Annotated in this window: 17 protein-coding genes and 1 pseudogene; 9 read left to right on the top strand and 9 right to left on the bottom strand. The window is 63.6% G+C overall.

Going from position 1 to position 16,569, the window contains the following annotated elements:
* The first annotated feature begins 58 nt into the window (after window positions 1-58).
* From H7828_RS20300 to H7828_RS20285, 4 genes are read left to right on the top strand one after another with little or no spacing between them, the layout of a single operon-like run.
* Window positions 59-1,048: an ABC transporter ATP-binding protein gene (locus H7828_RS20300; protein WP_226782898.1), complete on the top strand. Its 990-nt coding sequence runs from the start codon at window positions 59-61 to the stop codon at window positions 1,046-1,048.
* Window positions 1,045-2,028 (top strand): ABC transporter ATP-binding protein, encoded by a 984-nt coding sequence (locus H7828_RS20295; protein WP_226782897.1) that lies wholly within the window; start codon window positions 1,045-1,047, stop codon window positions 2,026-2,028. Before H7828_RS20300 ends, H7828_RS20295 begins: the two co-directional genes overlap by 4 nt.
* Window positions 2,029-2,041: 13 nt before the next feature.
* Window positions 2,042-2,971 (top strand): ABC transporter permease, encoded by a 930-nt coding sequence (locus tag H7828_RS20290; protein ID WP_226782896.1) that lies wholly within the window; start codon window positions 2,042-2,044, stop codon window positions 2,969-2,971.
* A gap of 10 nt (window positions 2,972-2,981) precedes the next feature.
* On the top strand, window positions 2,982-3,836 hold the full coding sequence (locus H7828_RS20285; protein WP_226782895.1) for an ABC transporter permease: 855 nt from the start codon (window positions 2,982-2,984) through the stop codon (window positions 3,834-3,836).
* 79 nt (window positions 3,837-3,915) lie between these two features.
* Here H7828_RS20285 and H7828_RS20280 read toward each other — a convergent pair whose 3' ends face one another.
* The 4 genes from H7828_RS20280 to H7828_RS20265 form a co-directional block, all read right to left on the bottom strand.
* Window positions 3,916-4,701 carry a phosphodiesterase gene (locus H7828_RS20280; protein WP_226782894.1) on the bottom strand — a complete coding sequence of 262 codons (786 nt, stop codon included), beginning with the start codon at window positions 4,699-4,701 and terminating at the stop codon, window positions 3,916-3,918.
* Complete coding sequence (locus H7828_RS20275) at window positions 4,698-5,513, bottom strand: sugar phosphate isomerase/epimerase family protein (protein ID WP_226782893.1); 816 nt, start codon at window positions 5,511-5,513, stop codon at window positions 4,698-4,700. The genes H7828_RS20280 and H7828_RS20275 overlap by 4 nt, the downstream gene beginning before the upstream one ends.
* Window positions 5,514-5,602: 89 nt before the next feature.
* Window positions 5,603-5,941, bottom strand: coding sequence for a VOC family protein (locus H7828_RS20270; RefSeq protein WP_226782892.1), 339 nt, complete (start codon window positions 5,939-5,941; stop codon window positions 5,603-5,605).
* A gap of 29 nt (window positions 5,942-5,970) precedes the next feature.
* Window positions 5,971-6,417, bottom strand: a complete 447-nt coding sequence (locus tag H7828_RS20265) for an SRPBCC family protein (RefSeq protein ID WP_226782891.1) — start codon at window positions 6,415-6,417, stop codon at window positions 5,971-5,973.
* 49 nt (window positions 6,418-6,466) lie between these two features.
* Here H7828_RS20265 and H7828_RS20260 point away from each other — a divergent pair, with 49 nt between their 5' ends.
* From H7828_RS20260 to H7828_RS20245, 4 genes are all read left to right on the top strand, one after another.
* Window positions 6,467-6,829 (top strand): ArsR/SmtB family transcription factor, encoded by a 363-nt coding sequence (locus H7828_RS20260; RefSeq protein WP_226782890.1) that lies wholly within the window; start codon window positions 6,467-6,469, stop codon window positions 6,827-6,829.
* Window positions 6,830-7,094: 265 nt separating this feature from the next.
* Window positions 7,095-7,478, top strand: coding sequence for a DUF2946 family protein (locus H7828_RS20255; RefSeq protein ID WP_226782889.1), 384 nt, complete (start codon window positions 7,095-7,097; stop codon window positions 7,476-7,478).
* 244 nt (window positions 7,479-7,722) lie between these two features.
* Window positions 7,723-8,247: a YcnI family copper-binding membrane protein gene (locus H7828_RS20250; RefSeq protein ID WP_226782888.1), complete on the top strand. Its 525-nt coding sequence runs from the start codon at window positions 7,723-7,725 to the stop codon at window positions 8,245-8,247.
* A gap of 107 nt (window positions 8,248-8,354) precedes the next feature.
* Complete coding sequence (locus tag H7828_RS20245) at window positions 8,355-9,932, top strand: copper resistance CopC/CopD family protein (RefSeq protein WP_226782887.1); 1,578 nt, start codon at window positions 8,355-8,357, stop codon at window positions 9,930-9,932.
* A gap of 226 nt (window positions 9,933-10,158) precedes the next feature.
* Here H7828_RS20245 and H7828_RS20240 read toward each other — a convergent pair.
* From H7828_RS20240 to H7828_RS20225, 4 genes and pseudogenes are all read right to left on the bottom strand, one after another.
* Window positions 10,159-11,143: pseudogene (locus tag H7828_RS20240) on the bottom strand (IS5 family transposase); the annotation flags it as partial.
* A gap of 316 nt (window positions 11,144-11,459) precedes the next feature.
* Window positions 11,460-12,488, bottom strand: coding sequence for an IS110 family RNA-guided transposase (locus H7828_RS20235; protein ID WP_226782886.1), 1,029 nt, complete (start codon window positions 12,486-12,488; stop codon window positions 11,460-11,462).
* A 229-nt stretch (window positions 12,489-12,717) separates the two neighbouring features.
* On the bottom strand, window positions 12,718-13,098 hold the full coding sequence (locus H7828_RS20230; protein ID WP_226782885.1) for an HIT domain-containing protein: 381 nt from the start codon (window positions 13,096-13,098) through the stop codon (window positions 12,718-12,720).
* A gap of 23 nt (window positions 13,099-13,121) precedes the next feature.
* On the bottom strand, window positions 13,122-14,699 hold the full coding sequence (locus H7828_RS20225; protein WP_226782884.1) for a DUF5928 domain-containing protein: 1,578 nt from the start codon (window positions 14,697-14,699) through the stop codon (window positions 13,122-13,124).
* Window positions 14,700-14,844: 145 nt separating this feature from the next.
* Here H7828_RS20225 and H7828_RS20220 point away from each other — a divergent pair, with 145 nt between their 5' ends.
* The gene (locus H7828_RS20220; protein ID WP_226782883.1) at window positions 14,845-15,663 is read left to right on the top strand and encodes a sulfotransferase family protein; all 819 of its coding nucleotides are present in this window, start codon (window positions 14,845-14,847) and stop codon (window positions 15,661-15,663) included.
* Between the two features lie 39 nt (window positions 15,664-15,702).
* On the opposite strand, the gene H7828_RS20215 is transcribed toward H7828_RS20220, so the two are convergent.
* Entirely contained in the window at window positions 15,703-16,566 is an 864-nt protein-coding gene (locus H7828_RS20215; protein WP_226782882.1) for a DUF4339 domain-containing protein, read from the bottom strand.
* Window positions 16,567-16,569 lie beyond the last annotated feature (3 nt).

Here is a 16,569-nt window from a genome sequence, read left to right as displayed (position 1 = left end):
GGCGCGCTCCCGGTTCCGGGGGCGCGCCTTTTTCGCGTTTTTCCAAGGACCGTTCAACATGGACAATCTGGTTGAGATCAGGAACCTGCGGGTTGCCTTCGACGGCGTTCCGGTACTGCATGGCATCGACCTTGACGTGGCGCCGGGCGAGGCCCTGGGCCTTGTCGGGGAAAGCGGCTGCGGCAAGTCGGTGACATGGCTGGCCGCCCTTGGCCTGCTGCCCGGAAAGGCAACGGTCAGCGGTTCGGTCCGCCTGCAGGGGCAGGATCTGGCCACCGCGCCGCGCCGGACACTGGAACGCGTGCGGGGGGGACGGATCGCGATGATCTTCCAGGACCCATCCAGCGCGCTGAACCCTGTGATCCGTGTCGGCCAGCAGATCATCGAAGCCCTGCGCCTGCACCGTGGCCTGACCGGGGCCGCCGCCAGGGCCGAGGCGCTGCGGCTTATGGATCTTGTCGGCATCCCAGATGCGCGCAACCGCTTCAGCCTTTACACCCACGAATTTTCCGGCGGGCAGGCCCAGCGGTTGATGATCGCCATGGCGCTGGCGGGCGAACCCGACCTTTTGATCGCGGACGAACCGACCACGGCGCTTGATGCCACGATACAGGCGCAGATCCTTGATCTGCTTGTCACCCTGCGCCGGGAAATGTCGATGGCGACAGTCTTCATCAGCCATGACCTTGCGGCGGTGGCGCAGGTCTGTGAGCGGGTCTGCGTGATGTATGCGGGGAAGATCATCGAAGAAGGCCATGTCGGTCAGCTTTTCGAGACCCCGCGCCACCCCTATACCCGGGGGCTGTTCGACGCGATTCCCACGCTCAGCGGCCCGCTGCGGCGGTTGGTCCCGATCCCCGGCACCGTGCCGGACCCGCGCGAACTGCCGCCGGGCTGCGCCTTTGCGCCGCGCTGCAACCGGGCGCGCGCCTTTTGCAGTCAGCACAGACCCGAGTTGCTGCCCCAGCCGGAAGGGCGGCAGCTGGCCTGCGCCTTTCCGGTGCCGATCACGCAGGACATCGTCCATCGGCAGGAAGAATACCAATGAGCCAGCTTCTTGATGCCCGCGGTCTTGTGCGTGTCTATACGGCCCGCCGCGGCCTTTTGGGGCGCCCTGCCCGGGTGCGGGCGGTTGATGGCGTCAGCCTTCGGGTGAAACGTGGCGAGACTCTGGGCATCGTCGGCGAAAGCGGCTCGGGCAAGTCGACGCTGGGTCGGGTGCTGCTGGGTATCGACGCGGCACAGAAGGGTACCGTCCACATCGACGGCGCCCCCATGCCAGCCTTCGGCACCCCGGGCTGGCGCGCCCTGCGGGCGCGCATCCAGATGGTCTATCAAGACCCGCTGGCCGCGCTGGACCGGCGGCTGAGTGTCGCACATCAGTTGCGCGAACCGCTGGACATCCACCACCTCGGGGATGGGGAAAGCCGCAGCGCGCGCATCAGCGAGGTGATGCAGTCGGTCGGCCTGCGCCCCGACCAGGCCGGGAAATTCCCCCACGAGCTTTCGGGTGGCCAGCGCCAGCGCGTGGTCATCGCGCGGGCGCTGATGACCGAACCCGAGTTGCTGGTCTGTGACGAACCGGTTTCGGCGCTTGACGTTTCCATTCAGGCGCAGGTGGTGAACCTTCTGGCCGACCTGCAGCGCGATCGGGGCCTTGGCATGGTCTTCATCAGCCACGACCTGAAGGTGGTGCGCAATCTCTGCGATCGTGTCGCGGTCATGTACCTGGGGCGCATCGTCGAGGAAGGCCCCGCCGAGGCGGTGTTCGCCGATCCCCGCCACCCCTATACGCAGGCCCTGATTTCGTCGGTGCCCCAACCCGGCCGCGCAGCCAACAGCCGCATCATCCTCCAGGGAGAGCCGCCCGACCCCGGCAACCGTCCGCCCGGCTGTGCCTTTCATCCCCGCTGCCCCATGGCCGAAGACAGCTGCCGCCGTGCCATTCCCGAGACCCGGGCCGTGGGCGGCGCGCGCAGCGCAGCCTGCCATCTCGTCGCCCCCGCCGCCCTGACCGAACCGGCCTGAACTGGAGCCTCATGTGATACGTTTCGTAACCTCCCGCCTTTTCCGGGCAGGACTGACGGTCTTGTCGGTGATGACTTTTGCCTTCGTGGTCCTGCGGATGTCGGGCGATCCGGCGCAGGTGCTGCTGGGCCCGGATGTACCACAGAACGTGGTGCAGGATTTCCGCGACCGCTGGGGGCTGGATGATCCGATCTGGCAACAGTACCTGTCCTATCTCCGCGCCATGCTGCACGGCGACTTCGGCCTGTCCATGCGCGACCGTTCACCGGCCATCGACCTGGTGATGCAGCGCATTCCCGCCACGCTGCAACTGACGATCCCCGCCCTGATCCTGCAATTGGCCTTCGGCATCCCGGCGGGCATCTATGCGGCGCTGAAACGCGGCACGCTGGCGGATCGGGGGGTGATCGTCACGGCGATCGTCGGTTTCACCGTCCCCTCCTTCGTGCTGGGCCTGCTGCTGGTGCTGATCTTCGCGGTCACCCTGGGCATCCTGCCATCGGGCGGGGCCAGCAGCTGGCAACACGCGATCCTGCCCGTGCTGACCATGAGCATCGGGGGCATCGGCGTTCTGGCCCGCTTCTCACGCTCGGCGATGATCGAGGTGATGGGCCAGCCCTATATCCGCACGGCATCGGCCAAGGGGGTCAGCTGGGGCGATGTCGTCCGCAACCATGCGCTGCCGAATGCAGCGGTGCCGATTGTCACCATCGTCGGCTTCATGGTGGGGTCACTGATCGCCGGAGCCATCATCGTCGAGACGATCTTCAGCTGGCCCGGCATGGGGCGACTGCTGATCGTGTCGGTCACCAACCGCGATCTGGCGGTGGTGCAGTGCATCCTGCTGCTGGTCGCAGCCGTCATGGTGGTATCGAACCTGACGGTCGATCTTCTCTACGGCTGGCTTGACCCGCGCCTGCGCCAGACCGCCCCGGCACACTAAGGAAACGGACATGGCTGTCACAAACCTCAATCCCCCCCTCCCTGCCGAACGCCGCAAGGCGCGGATGCCCCTGACGGTGCAACTGTCACTGTTCTGGCTGCTGGCAATGGTGCTCTGCGCGCTCTTCGTGGATGTGCTGCGGCCCTATCCGATCACCCAGATGAACCTTGGCACAAGGCTGGCCGCGCCGGGGACGCCGAGCCACTGGCTGGGAACGGACGAGTTGGGCCGCGACGTGCTGTCCCGACTGATCCAGTCGGTCCGCTCCTCGCTGGTAATCGCCTTCGGGGCCACGCTGATTTCGGCCTTCTTCGGCACGCTGCTGGGCTTCATGGCGGCCAAGTTCCGCGGAGTGGTTGAACATGTGGTGGTGATGCTGGCCGATTTTCAGGCCGCGCTGCCCTTTCTCATCATGTCGCTGGCGGTGCTGGCCTTCTTCGGCTCTTCGATGCTGTTGCTGGTCTGCCTGATGGGCTTTTACGGCTGGGAGCGTTATGCCCGCATCACCCGGGGGCTTGCCATTTCGGCAAGCGCGCAGGGCTATGCGGCGGCGGTGGTGCAGCTTGGGGCGAAACCCGCGCGGGTCTATCTGCGCCACATCCTGCCCAATGTCGCCTCGACCCTGATCGTTTCCATGACGCTGACCTTCCCCGAGATCATCCTCATGGAATCCAGCCTTTCGTTTCTTGGCCTCGGGGTGCAGCCGCCGGATACCAGCCTTGGCAACATGGTGGGTTTCGGCCGCGAATACCTGACCACTGCGCCCTGGATCATGCTGTCGCCGGCGGTGGTGATCGTGCTGACGACCCTGGCGATCTCGCTGGCCGGAGATTGGCTGCGCGACCGGCTGGACCCGACACTCTGAACCGGGCCCCGACGGGCCGATTGTCGTCGGAAACTCCGACGTTCCAAAAAAAGGGCGGCCCGCAGGCCGCCCTTTTTCGTCAGCGTGTGACGATCACGCCGCTGCTGTCGATATAGCTGTCGAAATGCACCAGTGTCTGGTCGGCATCGGCCAGGATCACCGCCATCTGCGCCGGACCGTCCAGCTCCTCGATCGGGCCGTCGTCGAGGTTGGGGGTGACGTTGTAGTGGTTCCCCGACATCGTGGTAAAGGGAATGCCCCGCCACAGCGCCGTGGAATTGTAGTGAACATGCCCCGCAATCACTTGCCGAACATCGCCATGGGCCGCCAGCATATTGGCCAACCGCGCCCCGTCGCGCAGAATGATCCGGTCGACCCGGGTGAATAGCGGGTTGGCGTGATGGTGCAGGATCACGATGACGGGCTTGTCCGCCGCCTCCAGCAGCCGGTCCTCCAACCAGTCGTACTGCGCGTCGGTCAGCACCCCCGGATGGATGCCCGGCTCGGAGGAATCCAGCAGGATCGTCCGATACCCCTTGTGATCGATGACCTTGTCGATACAGCCTGTCTCGGCCTCGTGATCCTTGCCGAAGATGTCCAGGAAGACAGGCCGGTTGTCGTGGTTGCCCAGGGTGATATGGCAGGGCACCGCAAGCGCCGAGAGGATCGATTTCAGCCGGACATAGGCCTCGGCTTCGCCCAGGTCGGCCAGATCCCCCGCCAGAACGCAGAAATCCGCATCCCCATGGCGCGCATTGATGGCCGCCACGCCGCGCGCCAGCCGGTCGGCAGTATCCAGCGTATGGGTCAGTTCCCCTTCGCGCACGATGTGCAGGTCGCTCAGAACGACGATTTTCAGTGTCATTGGCCCAACCCCTCGCGCGTCAGGAAATCCATCGACGCCGGTATGCCGGCCTTGTCGCGCAATTCCATTATCAGGCGGGGCTTTTCGTCCAGCCTGGCGAGGGCGCGGAAGACCGCGTGCCAACAGATCGTGCCTTCGCCGATCGCCCAGTGCCGGTCGGCATAGCCATCGGCGTCTTGCAGGTGGACATGATCCAGAAGCCCCGCCGCGGCGCGGACATAGTAATCGACCGGCGGGGCACCATTGGTGCCATTGGCGTAATGGGCGTGGCCCGTGTCGATCGAAAGGCGCAGCGCGTGAGAGTCGAAACTCTCGACCAGCACCCGCCGGTCTTGGGGGGCGATGTCCTCGATATTCTCGATGACCAGCGTGACGCCCTGATCCTCGGCCCGCTTCACGGCCCCCGCAAGCGTCGCGTGGGTGTTGCGGATTACCATCTCGCGGGCATGTTCCAGGTTGTCGAAGTTGTTGTAATCCCAGGCGGAATAGGGCGAATGAATCACCATCTGCGTGGCCCCGACCGCCTGGCAGACATCAAGCCCCTGGTTGATGCGCCTGGTTGCGACCGCGCGGACCTCGGGGTCGATGGAATGGATGGTGAACCCCCAGAAGGGCCCATGGATGCCCAGCCGCCCGGTATAGCCATCCAGAAGCGCTTTGATCCGGTCTGCTTCGGGCTGCCAGTCGCCACCCAGCACATCCGGAGCATGGAAGGACTGAAGTTCGAGGTCGCGTTGCTTTTCGAGGATCCAGTCGCGATAGGTTTCAAGGTCTGCGGTTCCAAGCGCCGCACCGATGACGGGAAGGGTCATATTCTGTCCTGTGGTTGAGAATCTGCCCCTCTCTCTGCGAGCCCAACGTGTTGGGAAAACGAAGGTTCGGTTAAGGTTTTGTTACGCCCTCATCCCATCTTCTCTTTCCGCAACAGGATCACCGTTCCCGCCGGGTCCGATGTCCAGTGGCCGGTCACGTCGGTCAGGGGCTCCAACTCGTCGCGGCAGGGGCTGCCAAGGCGTCTCAGCGCGGCGTCGGGGTCGTCGTCGAACAGTTCGATCCACACATCCACCTGGCTTTGATGCGCAACGCGGTCGATCCAGAGGGTCAGGCTGCCGAAGGCAAACCCGGTGCTGTTCTCCAGCTCTCGGGCGACCGGCAGCCCCACCTTGTCGCGATAGAAGGCCACCGTTTCCTCCCAGCGATGCAGCGGCACCTTGATGGCGATGTTCTTTCCGGCTTCCATGTCATGTCACTCCTTCTTGCCCACCCGGGCTATTTGTAAAATCCGTCCCGCAGGTTGATCCCATGCTCCAGCCAGGCCTTCATGGCGCAGAGCATCCCCGTCCAGCCTTCGCAATTCCCGAAAGAGGAGGTCAGCCCGGCCTGTGTTTCGGGCCAGCCGAATTCGCTGATGCGAACCAGGGTGCGGTTGTCGTCCAGCGGGCTGAACTCCATGGTCACGGTCGTCCAGGTGGCGGTTGCATGATCCGCCTCCCATTGCAGCACGATCCTTTCGTTCGGGACGACCTCCTGCACCATGACAGGGAAGGCGCCGGGAAAATCGTGAAAGTCCCAGGTGACCTCGGCCCCGGTTTCCAGCCGCCCCCGCGCCCCGCCGGTGGTGAAATATTTTGAAAGGCGGTCAGGTGAAACCACGGCTTCGAACACCTCGTCGACCGGTCTGGATATGCGCCCCGCCACGGTGAATTTCAGTTCCATGATGCGACTCCTCTTTGCTTTCCCTTCAATCATGTTATAAAACGACAACATGTCAACGGAAGATGCATATGACGTCCTGTTCAAGGCGCTCGGCCACCGGGTGCGGCGGCGAATCCTGGACCTGATCAAGGACGGCCCGCAAACGACGGGCGCCTTGTGCGCGGCCCTGACGGCACTTGACCGCTGCACGGTGATGCAGCACCTCGCGGTTCTGGAGAAGGCCGGGCTGGTGGTTGTCGAACGGCGCGGCCGCGAACGCTGGAACCATCTCGATGCCCTTCCGATCCATGACGTTCAGAAGCGCTGGATCGGGCCATACGCCGCGCATGCGATCGCGATGCTTGAGGGTATGGAGAGGCTGGGCGAACCCGACGCATCACCGGCGCGGGCTGACGCCGACAGCAAGGTCTGAGCCGCACGTCGGGCGTTGAATGGGGGGACGCGCAGCCTTGCGAAACCGGGGGGTTTTGATCCTCTCAAGGCCATTTGTGCGCCGGGGTCAATCTGCCGCACCGCATTTCCTGCTTTGCAAATGCGGGGTTGCAAGGGCGAGCGGTCATTCTCGCTATTGATAAAACCCGACCCTGCCGTTACCGATTGCGCCGTGGAGAACACCGAACGTGCCAGACTGTAGCGCAAAACTTCCGCATTCTCTTGCGGGTCGAACGGGCGGCGGGTTGCGCCTGCCGGGCCTCGGCATTGTGCTCAGAACCCTTCTTCTGGTGTCTCTCGTCCTCTCGGGCACTGTTGCGCAAGGCTTCATGCGGGTTGCGGGCGATGATGGCATGGCGGTGGTGCTTTGCACACCGGAAGGCCCCACCGAGGTCTGGTTGACTGAAGACGGCCGCACGCTTGATGAGCAGCCTGCAGACCATGCCCCGTCCGAGACCTCGGGTTGTCTTGCCATCACCTTGTCGCTTGTGCTGGTGCAGGCATGGCTCGTCACGCTCGCCACTCCGGCCGAGTTCGGCATGTTCCGGACCGTGCTTGTCGATCGGCGCCACGCCCTTGTGTCGGATGCCACGCCACACCAACCGCGCGCACCCCCACTGTTTTCCTGACATATTCCGGGGCGCAGGGGCCCACCGTGATCGGCTTTCAGGGGGCATCCTCCGCGATGCCGTTCTGACCGTACTGCACGTTTCATAAGGCCAGACGACCGACTTCGCCGTGCCTGCGGCCGGTCCGTGCCTGCCCCTTCGCCTTGTTCCTGAACCTCGAAATTCATCCCGTCACCCGGCGGCGGTGAAAGGTCGGGTGGGCAGCCCGGCCGCCTTGTCAATCATCTGTCCATTGGAGAAAACCATGAAGACCACCCTCACCACGCTGACCGCGCTTGCTCTGTCGACTTCGGCGGCATTCGCGCATTCCAGCTTCGAAACCCCGCAGGCCCAGCAGGGTTCCACCTATCTGGGCAAGATCGGCATCGGCCATGGCTGCGCCGGAGAGCCGACGCTGAAAGTGCGTGTGCAGATTCCCGAAGGCGTGATTGCCGTCAAACCGGTTCCGAAAGCCGGTTGGACACTTGAGGTTGTCACCGGCGCCTATGAGCAATCCTATGACTACTACGGCACGCAACTGACCGAAGGCGTCAAGGAGCTGATCTGGACGGGTGAACTGCCGGATGCCTATTTCGACCAGTTCGCCTTCCGCGGCAAACTGACCGATCGCCTTGCGGCAGGCACAACCGTCTATTTCCCCGTCGTTCAGGAATGTGCAAACGGTGCCGAGCGCTGGATTGAAATCCCCGCCGAAGGGCAGGACCCCCACGATCTCGAAGACCCGGCACCGGGCATCAAGATCACCGAACCGGGCCACGGCGGCCACTAGCCCCGCAAGGCGAACAGGGGCGCCCCCTTCGGGCGGCCCCACCCCCTGCCGGATCTGGTGCAACATCCGGCAGGGCGCATTTCCGAACAACAGGAATGAGGCGACTGATGGGTATCGCGATGAAAAATCTACCAAGGGTTCTTTGCCCGATATTCATGTTTCTTCTGCTGGCGGCGGCCCCGTTGTCCGCCTTTGCTCACGCCGAATTTCAGGGCAGCACCCCGCCAGCAAATGCCTTGCTTGACGATTTGCCGACCGAAGTGATCCTTCGGTTCAGCGAACCTGTCGGCGCCCTTGCGACGGACTGGCTCTTGCCAGACGGAACGCGCCGTGATGCAACGGCGACGGCAGGTCCTGACGGATTGTCGCTGTCTGCGCCGCCTGCCTCCGGGCGCGGAACCTATGTGCTGAACTGGCGGGTCGTCTCGGCTGACGGGCATCCCATCGGCGGGGCCCTCGTGTTTTCACTGGGCGAGGCGACGGGCATGGCACCGCCCGACACTCCAAGCTCTGCCGTGCCCGCCATCATCGCGCGGTTCCTCGCCATCATGAGCATGATTCTCGCACTCGGAGCGACCCTTTACGCAGCCGTCGTTGCCCCCCTGTCCCCCGGTGCTGCCCGCCGTGGTCAGGGTGCAGCGCTGGCCGCAATGCCGCTGGCGCTGATTGCCCTTGGGGCATACGGGCTTGACTTGCTGGGGCGGGGGTCACGGGATCTGCTGTCGCTGTCCCCCTGGCTGGCGGCTGTCACTACGCCGCGTGGCTGGGGGCTTCTTCTCGGGGGGATAGCGGCCCTGGTTGCAGGGTGCCATTGGCGCAACCGCACGCCGGTTGCGTTCCTGGCGCTCGCACTCGGGGCTGTGTCGCTCGCGGTTTCCGGCCACGCCAGCAGCGGGGGTGCCCGCTGGATCGGTCAGCCCTTGATGGCATTTCACGCAACCGCTCTGATTTTCTGGATCGGAGGATTGCCACCGTTGCTGGCCGGTCTTTCCAGGCCGGATGGCCTGACCGCCCTGCGCCGGTTCTCGCATGTCGCACTGCCTGCGGTGATCGTTCTTGTGGCATCGGGGATTGGTCTGGTGCTGATCCGTGGCGCAGGACCATCCGCGCTGATCGCATCGGACTGGGGGAAACTCCTTGCGCTGAAACTGGTGCTGGTGGCTTGCATGTTGGGGCTGGCGCTTTGGAACAAGACGCGGCTTACCCCCGCCATGGCCATGTCACCGGACACTGCGCAAATCAGACTGCGCCGCAGCATCGGGGCGGAAATCATGCTTGGCGCCCTGGTTCTGCTGGTTGCAATGTGTTTCCGGCTGACACCTCCACCGGGCAGCGAAACGGCAAGCGGCCCCATCTATCTGCACCTGCACGGCTCAGAGATCATGGCTGACCTTGAGGTTTCCGCCGCTCCACCGGCCGCCGTTTCCCTGTCGCTCACGTTTGCTGATACGGACTTTGGCCCTTTGCGGCCGAAGGAGGTCAGCCTTACCTTCAACGACCCGGAGAACGGCATCGGCCCGATCAGGACAAGCGCGCATCTGCTGGCTGACGGGATGTGGCAGGCCGGCCCCGTAACCCTTCCCACCGCTGGGCCGTGGGACATAAGGATTGGCGTACTTATTACCGATTTCAAACAAGCCACACTGAACGGAACCCTCACACCACCAAACGGGGACCATCCCTAGTCGGGGAACCAAGACAGGTTCCGGCATGACTTCCCACCGGATGCGGTTCTCCCAGGCCGCTTCCGGGCGACTACTTTCGTCACCGCGGGAACGGCGACACAGCGCCCGGTCCGGCCTGTCCATGTCGGCAAAGTGTTGATCCACGCGACTCTGTTGCGGAAATCGGGTGACGGCCAAGGTTCCCCTTGCCCCAGACACACCTGTTCCACGGCCTCTGTGAGGGGGATCCGTTCATGAGGGCAACACGCAGCTGAAGCTCGGCAACCTGACGGTCAGGGTCCCGTGCCATCAACTTTTGCCGCAGCGGTTTCATTCAGTGCATCTTGGTTTCGGCACGACTTCGGCGGTGGTATCCACTCCATTTCCGCCAAAGCGCCCGGCCCAGGTATTTCGACGCCCGCAGCGCTTCGTTGCGGGCAATCGCGCCTGCGGTGTCGGGTTTCCAGGGCTTGGCGTTCTTGCCGGGCGGGACGACGGCATTGGCATCTCGGTCGGCCCCTCTCGTGCATATGAACATGCACTGCCGGGCAGTGGATGGCATCGTGGCACTTGCGCGTATCGTAGGCGCCATCTGCCGTGACGCTGGCGATCTCCTGCTTGGGCGGGATCTGATCCAGCAGTTCTGGCAGCATCGGCGCATCGCCAATGTCGCTGCTGGTGAACCCGACTGCTCGGATTTCCAGTGTCTTTTCGTCGATACCAAGGTGAACCTTGCGCCACACGCGGCGTTTCGAGCCACCGTGCTTGCGCGTTTGTCGGGAAAACAGTCCCCCAGACTGCTTTCTGATCCTCCTCACTCCACTCGCCTTCGCCCTCTACCTTTATCCCAGTGCTGTCCGCTGCCCGAGAGGGATCAGCAGATGTAGCGGCCCCTCAGAACCACGATAAGGAATGTTCACGGCGAAAGATTTCCAGCGGCGTGAAAGCGTGCTGAAATCCGGCACCGACCAGTCCGATCCACTCAATCGCAGGAGACTTTCCACGAAGCCATACGTCTGCCTGAGCGCCGTGCCCAACAGTACCTTCATCGTCAGGCAGGTTTTGATCGCGGCGTCGCCATAGATGGGCTGTTGGCCCCGCTTGCCGGTCGGCTCGGCCTCCCAAGTCATCTCGGGATCGAACCAGATCGTCAGCGAGCCACGGCGCTTCAGCGCTTCGTTATGGGTCCGCCAGTTCTTGATCTTATAAGTCGGAGGTATTCGTCTGCTCATTCCATCCAGCTATCACGCTGGATTCACGAGATGAATCCATCACCCGATTTGCGCAACATGTATAACCGCCCCTTGCGCAAGAGGTAATTTCGGAGTTGTTGCTGACGCGTCACCGGGTGCTGACATGTATCCGGCCTCGTATGCGGCGCAATCATGCCGCGGGCCCGTATGGTGTTCGAAGATCGGATCCAGATCAAAGCCGCGTGCTCGATGGCACTCTGTTGCGCACTGGTTCTCCCGATCCCGTCTCACGACTATAGCGCCAAACTGCTCCTTGCCCTCTTACGCTCCGACGTCCTCGCGACCGACGTTAGTTCTACACCGCGCCGACCGGAGATCGATAGACACCTCCCCGGGCCATCAAGGCCCAGACGATGCGCGCCATCTTGTTCGCAAGGGCGACGCGCGCCAGCATCGGTGGCTTGCGTGTCAGCAGATTACCCAGCCATGTGCCGGGTTGTGCCTCGCGATGGACGTGCCGCTTGATGATAACGCTGTTGGCGCCAATGATCAGCAGACGGCGAAGCGACCGCTCCCCCATCTTCGTCGTCGCTCCGAGCCGTTGCTTGCCGCCGGTCGAATGCTGCCGCGGGACAAGACCGAGCCAGGCCGCAAAATCCCGACCCTTGCGGAATGTTTCGGGCGGAGGCGCGAGGGTCGCGATGGCCGTAGCGATCAGCGGGCCGATGCCCGGGACTGTCATCAGGCGCCGCGCCACCTCGTTGTCCTTGGCGCAGCGGGCGATCTCGGCATCGAGCTTCCTGATTTGCGCCTCGAGCTGTGCCAGGGTACCTATCAGAACTTGCAGGGTGGCCGTCGCCTCAGCAGGCAAGCCGCTCTCCGGGTCTTCGATGATAACAATCAGCTTCGAGGCGTTGGCCGCTCCTTGTGGCACGACCTGCCCGAACTCGGCCAGGTGACCGCGCAGCGCATTGATCGCCTGGGTGCGCTGACGGATCAGAAGCTCGCGAACCCGGAACACCATCGCCGCGCCCTGGGTCTCGCCACTCTTCACTGGCACGAAGCGCATCGTTGGGCGCAGCGCCGCTTCGCAGATCGCCTCGGCATCGGCCGCATCATTCTTCTGGCGCTTAACGAAGGGCTTCACGTAGGCTGGCGGGATCAGCCGCACTTCATGGCCCAGCTTACCGATCTCGCGGCCCCAGTAATGTGCGCCGCCACATGCTTCCATCGCTACAACGCAGGACGGCAGCTGACTGAAAAACTCCAGAACCTGCGCTCGCCGCAACTTCTTGCGCAGAACAGGTTGCCCCGCTCCATCTGCCCCGTGGACCTGAAACACATTCTTCGCCAGATCGAGCCCGACCGTGATAATCTCCGACATGACCGTCCTCCTTTGTGGATCATCGCAGACCCACCTTGGCACATCGATGCCGTCGGGGGGCGGTCACATCATCAGAGCCACTCCGAACGGAGCCCCAGCTGCACACATGGCTTTATCACGGCCAAGAACACCCGGTCGCACCCCGCGCAAGCCCCTGAACCGGCGCGGGGCGGGTGCGCCGGGCGCTGCCGTAAAAATAGCATGGCGCGCCCTGCGCGACTCCGCCAGGTCAGGCCTGTTCGAGCATCCGGCCCAGGGGGCGGCCTGCCAGGATGTGCAGGTGGTAATGGGGCACCTCCTGAACGCCGTGCCCGCCGGCATTGCTGATCGTGCGGTACCCTGCCCCGCCCTCGCCCGGTTGCACGCCCAGTTCGGCGCAGATCCGGCCACTCACCCGCATGAAATCCACCAGCTCCGCCTCGCTTGCCGCGAGGGCGAAGTGATCGTGGCAGACATAGGGCCCCTTGGGGATCACCAGGATATGTTCGGGCGCCTGGGGCTGGATGTCGCGGAAGGCCAGGGTGTGGTCGGTCTCCATCACCGTGGAGTTCGGTATCTCTCCGCGCAGGATCCTGGCAAAGATGTTCTGGTCGTCATAGTCATAGGCCATAGCGGGCTCCGTTGTCGGGGTCGTCAGTCATCGAACAGCCCCGGAGTCTGGGCAAGTTCCAGCGCCTTGTCCATCGTGATCGACAGGAAGGCCGCCAGCACAACCGCGTTGCGGCCCGTGTCTCCGGTTTCCTCGATGCGGTGGAAATCGTCGAAATCCGCATCGCGCAGGATATCGCTTTCATAGGCCACATCGGCGCGGATCGTCGGCAACAGGGTGTCCAGCGTCTCTTGCGGGGTGCCCGCCCCGGCCAGCCCCACCCTCTGGGCATGCCCCAGAAGATAGTCGTCGCTGAACTCGCACTTGATCTCAAGCAGCCGCGTTGTCGAACGGTCGGTCTGGAAATCGCGCAGCAGGTCCATGTTGTCGGGATCGAGACAGATGATCAGCCGGTCGGTTTCGTGGTAGTCGAACAGCATCCGCATCAGCGCCCGACGGTGGCGCGTGCGTTTTTCCAGCGTGCGCTGGATGCCGCCCAGATCGGGCAGGCGGGCGTTCTCCTCGTCGAACAGGAAATCCACCGCTGGCATGCCCGTTGTCGCGGCGATCCTGTCCAGCAGCCGCTTGGCGACGTGCCATTTCTTGCAGATCAGGATCATCAGCTCGCGCTCGCGCCCCAGGGTCGATTCGGTTTCCCAGAACCGGGGGGCAAAGCGGCGCCCCTGGCGGCCCCGCCCGGTCAGGAAGGCATGCTGGCTGCGCCCTTCCCGGCTGATCTGGAAACGCGCGCCCTTTGCCGCGTAAAGCGCGCCCAGCTTGGTCTTCAGCGCGGTGGCCTCGGGGCTGATCTTGCGCGCGAAAAGGTAATCCTGGGCCAGCAGCAGATCGTAGTGGTCGTTGTAGAACACCGTGGGCATGCCGTAGTCCGAGAAGATCAGGAAGGTCAGCGTGCGCGACCGGATTTCAACCTCGGGTACGATATGGCGCACGATGGTCTGGAAGAAGGTCTCGTCCGGAATCCAGGTGGTGCGGAAGAACCGCATGACATCGGGGCGCGACCGGCAGAAGGCCAGCACCGATTCGACCGTGCGCCGCCGCAGGCACCACCACTGCGAACCGATCATCATTTGCAGATCACCCGGAACCGCCCGTGTCAGCCCCAGCCACTTCTGCAATTCGTATGACCGGTAGAACAGCCATTTCCGCGTACGTTCATTGAAGAAATGGCGATAGATCAGCCGCTCTTCCTTGAAGCCGGTCTTGATCCAGTTGCTTTCGAAACAATCGACGCTTTCGATGAAATCCGCATCGTCCTGATCCAGATACTGATGCGCGTATTCGGCCGATTTGATCGCCATGCAATCGCCCGACACCATGTAAAAATGGGTGGCCCGCGGAAAGGCATCGACGGCCGCGCGTACCGCCAGAAGGGTGGCTTCCACAAGGCTCCAGGCGCCCCAGCCGCATTTGATCCGCTTGCGCGCGAAGGTCACCCTGGGGTTGTCGCGCAGGGCCGCGCGAATCCTGTCGAAATCGGCGCGGCTGGCGCGGGCGTCAAAGTGGATCGCCATGAAATCGCCCACGGCCGTCAGGCGGCGGGCCTGCTGGATGATGGCCTCCGGGTCTTTGTGGCACAACAGGATGAAAGCGATTCTTGCCATTCGAGCGACGGTACTGCCATTCTTGCTGGTATTGTTTTAACCCCTAACGGGGAAAAGTCAGCCTGACGACCGCAACAGCGGGATTTTTCTGTGCATTCGCGCGGCGTTGTCACATAAACGGGGCAAGCAAGGAGATGGAATTGCCATGGGGTTTCCCGGAACCTGGATGACGACAAGCGAAAGCGTTGTCTATCGCGTCGTCCCGAAATGTGCCTGTTCGACGATCGGGCAGATCCTCTATTATTCCGATCACGGTCGGTTCTTCGACGGCGACATCCATGATGCCACCTCGGGGCTGCACAAATGGGCCATCGACGAAAGCCAGCCCCTGATCACCCGCGCCGTGCAGAACCACAGCGCCCCCGCCTTCACCTGCGTGCGCAACCCCTATACCCGCGTCCTGTCCAGCTTTTTCGACAAGATCTGCGGCATACAGCGCAACGGCAAACGCTATCGCGGCAACCTCGTGCCGCTGCTGATCCAGAAATACGGGATCGAGGTGGGCGGCGACGACGGGCAGGACGATTTCGACCAGATCCGTTCGTTCCGCCGTTTCCTTCTGTTCGTGCGCGATACCATCCGTTGGCGCAAACCCATGGACCCCGACATTCACTGGTCGGCCATGTCCGGCCATGTTTCGACATTCATCGTCAACGGCGGGCGGTATGACAGCATCTTCTGGACCGAGAGGTTCAACGACGGGATGCAGGACGTCCTGAACCGGATCGAAACGCCGCATCCCGTGGTGCTGTCCGACATTCCCCGGTTCAACGAATCCGAGGGCCACGGCCCCAAGCGGGCGCACCCGGTCGAGGATTACTTCGACGACCTGTCGATGCACCTGGTGCGCGAGATCTACAAACGCGACTTCGAACTGTTCCGTTATGATTTCGACAATCCGGCCAACAAGATGCCCATCGGCGAAATCGACCTGGACGAGGTGCACGCCAAGCTGGGCGATTGACGGCCCGGCAGCGCCGCGCAGACCGCGCGGCGCAACCGGTCAGCGAAGCCGGCGCGACCGGGTTCCATCGTCGCTGACCAGGGTGTCCTGATCCGCGATCGTCACGACGAAGGGCGTGTTGTTGGAATCCGTCCGCGGCTGCTGACCCGCCATGCTGTAGGTGATCATGCCGTTGGGCGTGATCAGGATCTTGCCGGGCCCCTGTTCCTTCGCGGTATAGGTGCCGTCGCTGGTGATGGTCTGACGGGTCGGATAGCCCTGTATCATCGCGTCGACGGTGCCAAGGAAGGAATAGGTGCCATCGCGGTTATAGGTCGTGCGCGCGTTCACCGTGGCCGGCCCGATGTTGGGGATCTGCGTCTGCTGTGGGTCGGCCACCCAGACCCCGGCGATGAAGGCGGCGGCATCGAACTTCGGCTTGGGCGGGACCGAGGCAAGGATGCCCACGAGGTCGGGCACCTTTGCCGCTTCCTCCCAATCGGTCATGCCCGCCGTCCAGACCAGTGAACTGCGCACCAGATCGCCGCTGGCCACCTTGGCCTTGAGCTGTTCGGCGTTGAACGGCCCCTGCGGCTGTCCGTTGATCACGATGTGATAGGCCAGTTCCTTCACCGGTTCGGGTTCGGGGGGTGGCGGCACCGGCGGCGGGCCGGGGTTGGGGGCGGGCACCGGCGGCGGCACCGGGTTCGGCGCGGGTGCGGGTGCCGGGTTCGGGTTTGGCGCCGGGGCCGGGTTTGGCGCTGGCGCAGGGGCCGGGGTGGGCGCGGGCGTCGGGGTGGCCCCGTCAACCGCTATGCCGACACCCTCTGCCGGGCGGGCCAATTGTGCCGCGCCGGGCCCGCCGATCAGCATCACGGCGATGCAGAGGGCGGATGTGAAAAAAGACGCACTTCGAAAAGCCATGAC

This window comes from Oceaniglobus trochenteri (assembly GCF_020529025.1).
GTDB classification, from domain to species: Bacteria; Pseudomonadota; Alphaproteobacteria; order Rhodobacterales; family Rhodobacteraceae; genus Oceaniglobus; species Oceaniglobus trochenteri.
Note: the sequence above shows the minus strand (reverse complement) of the source record. Positions and strands in the feature narration are given on the sequence as shown.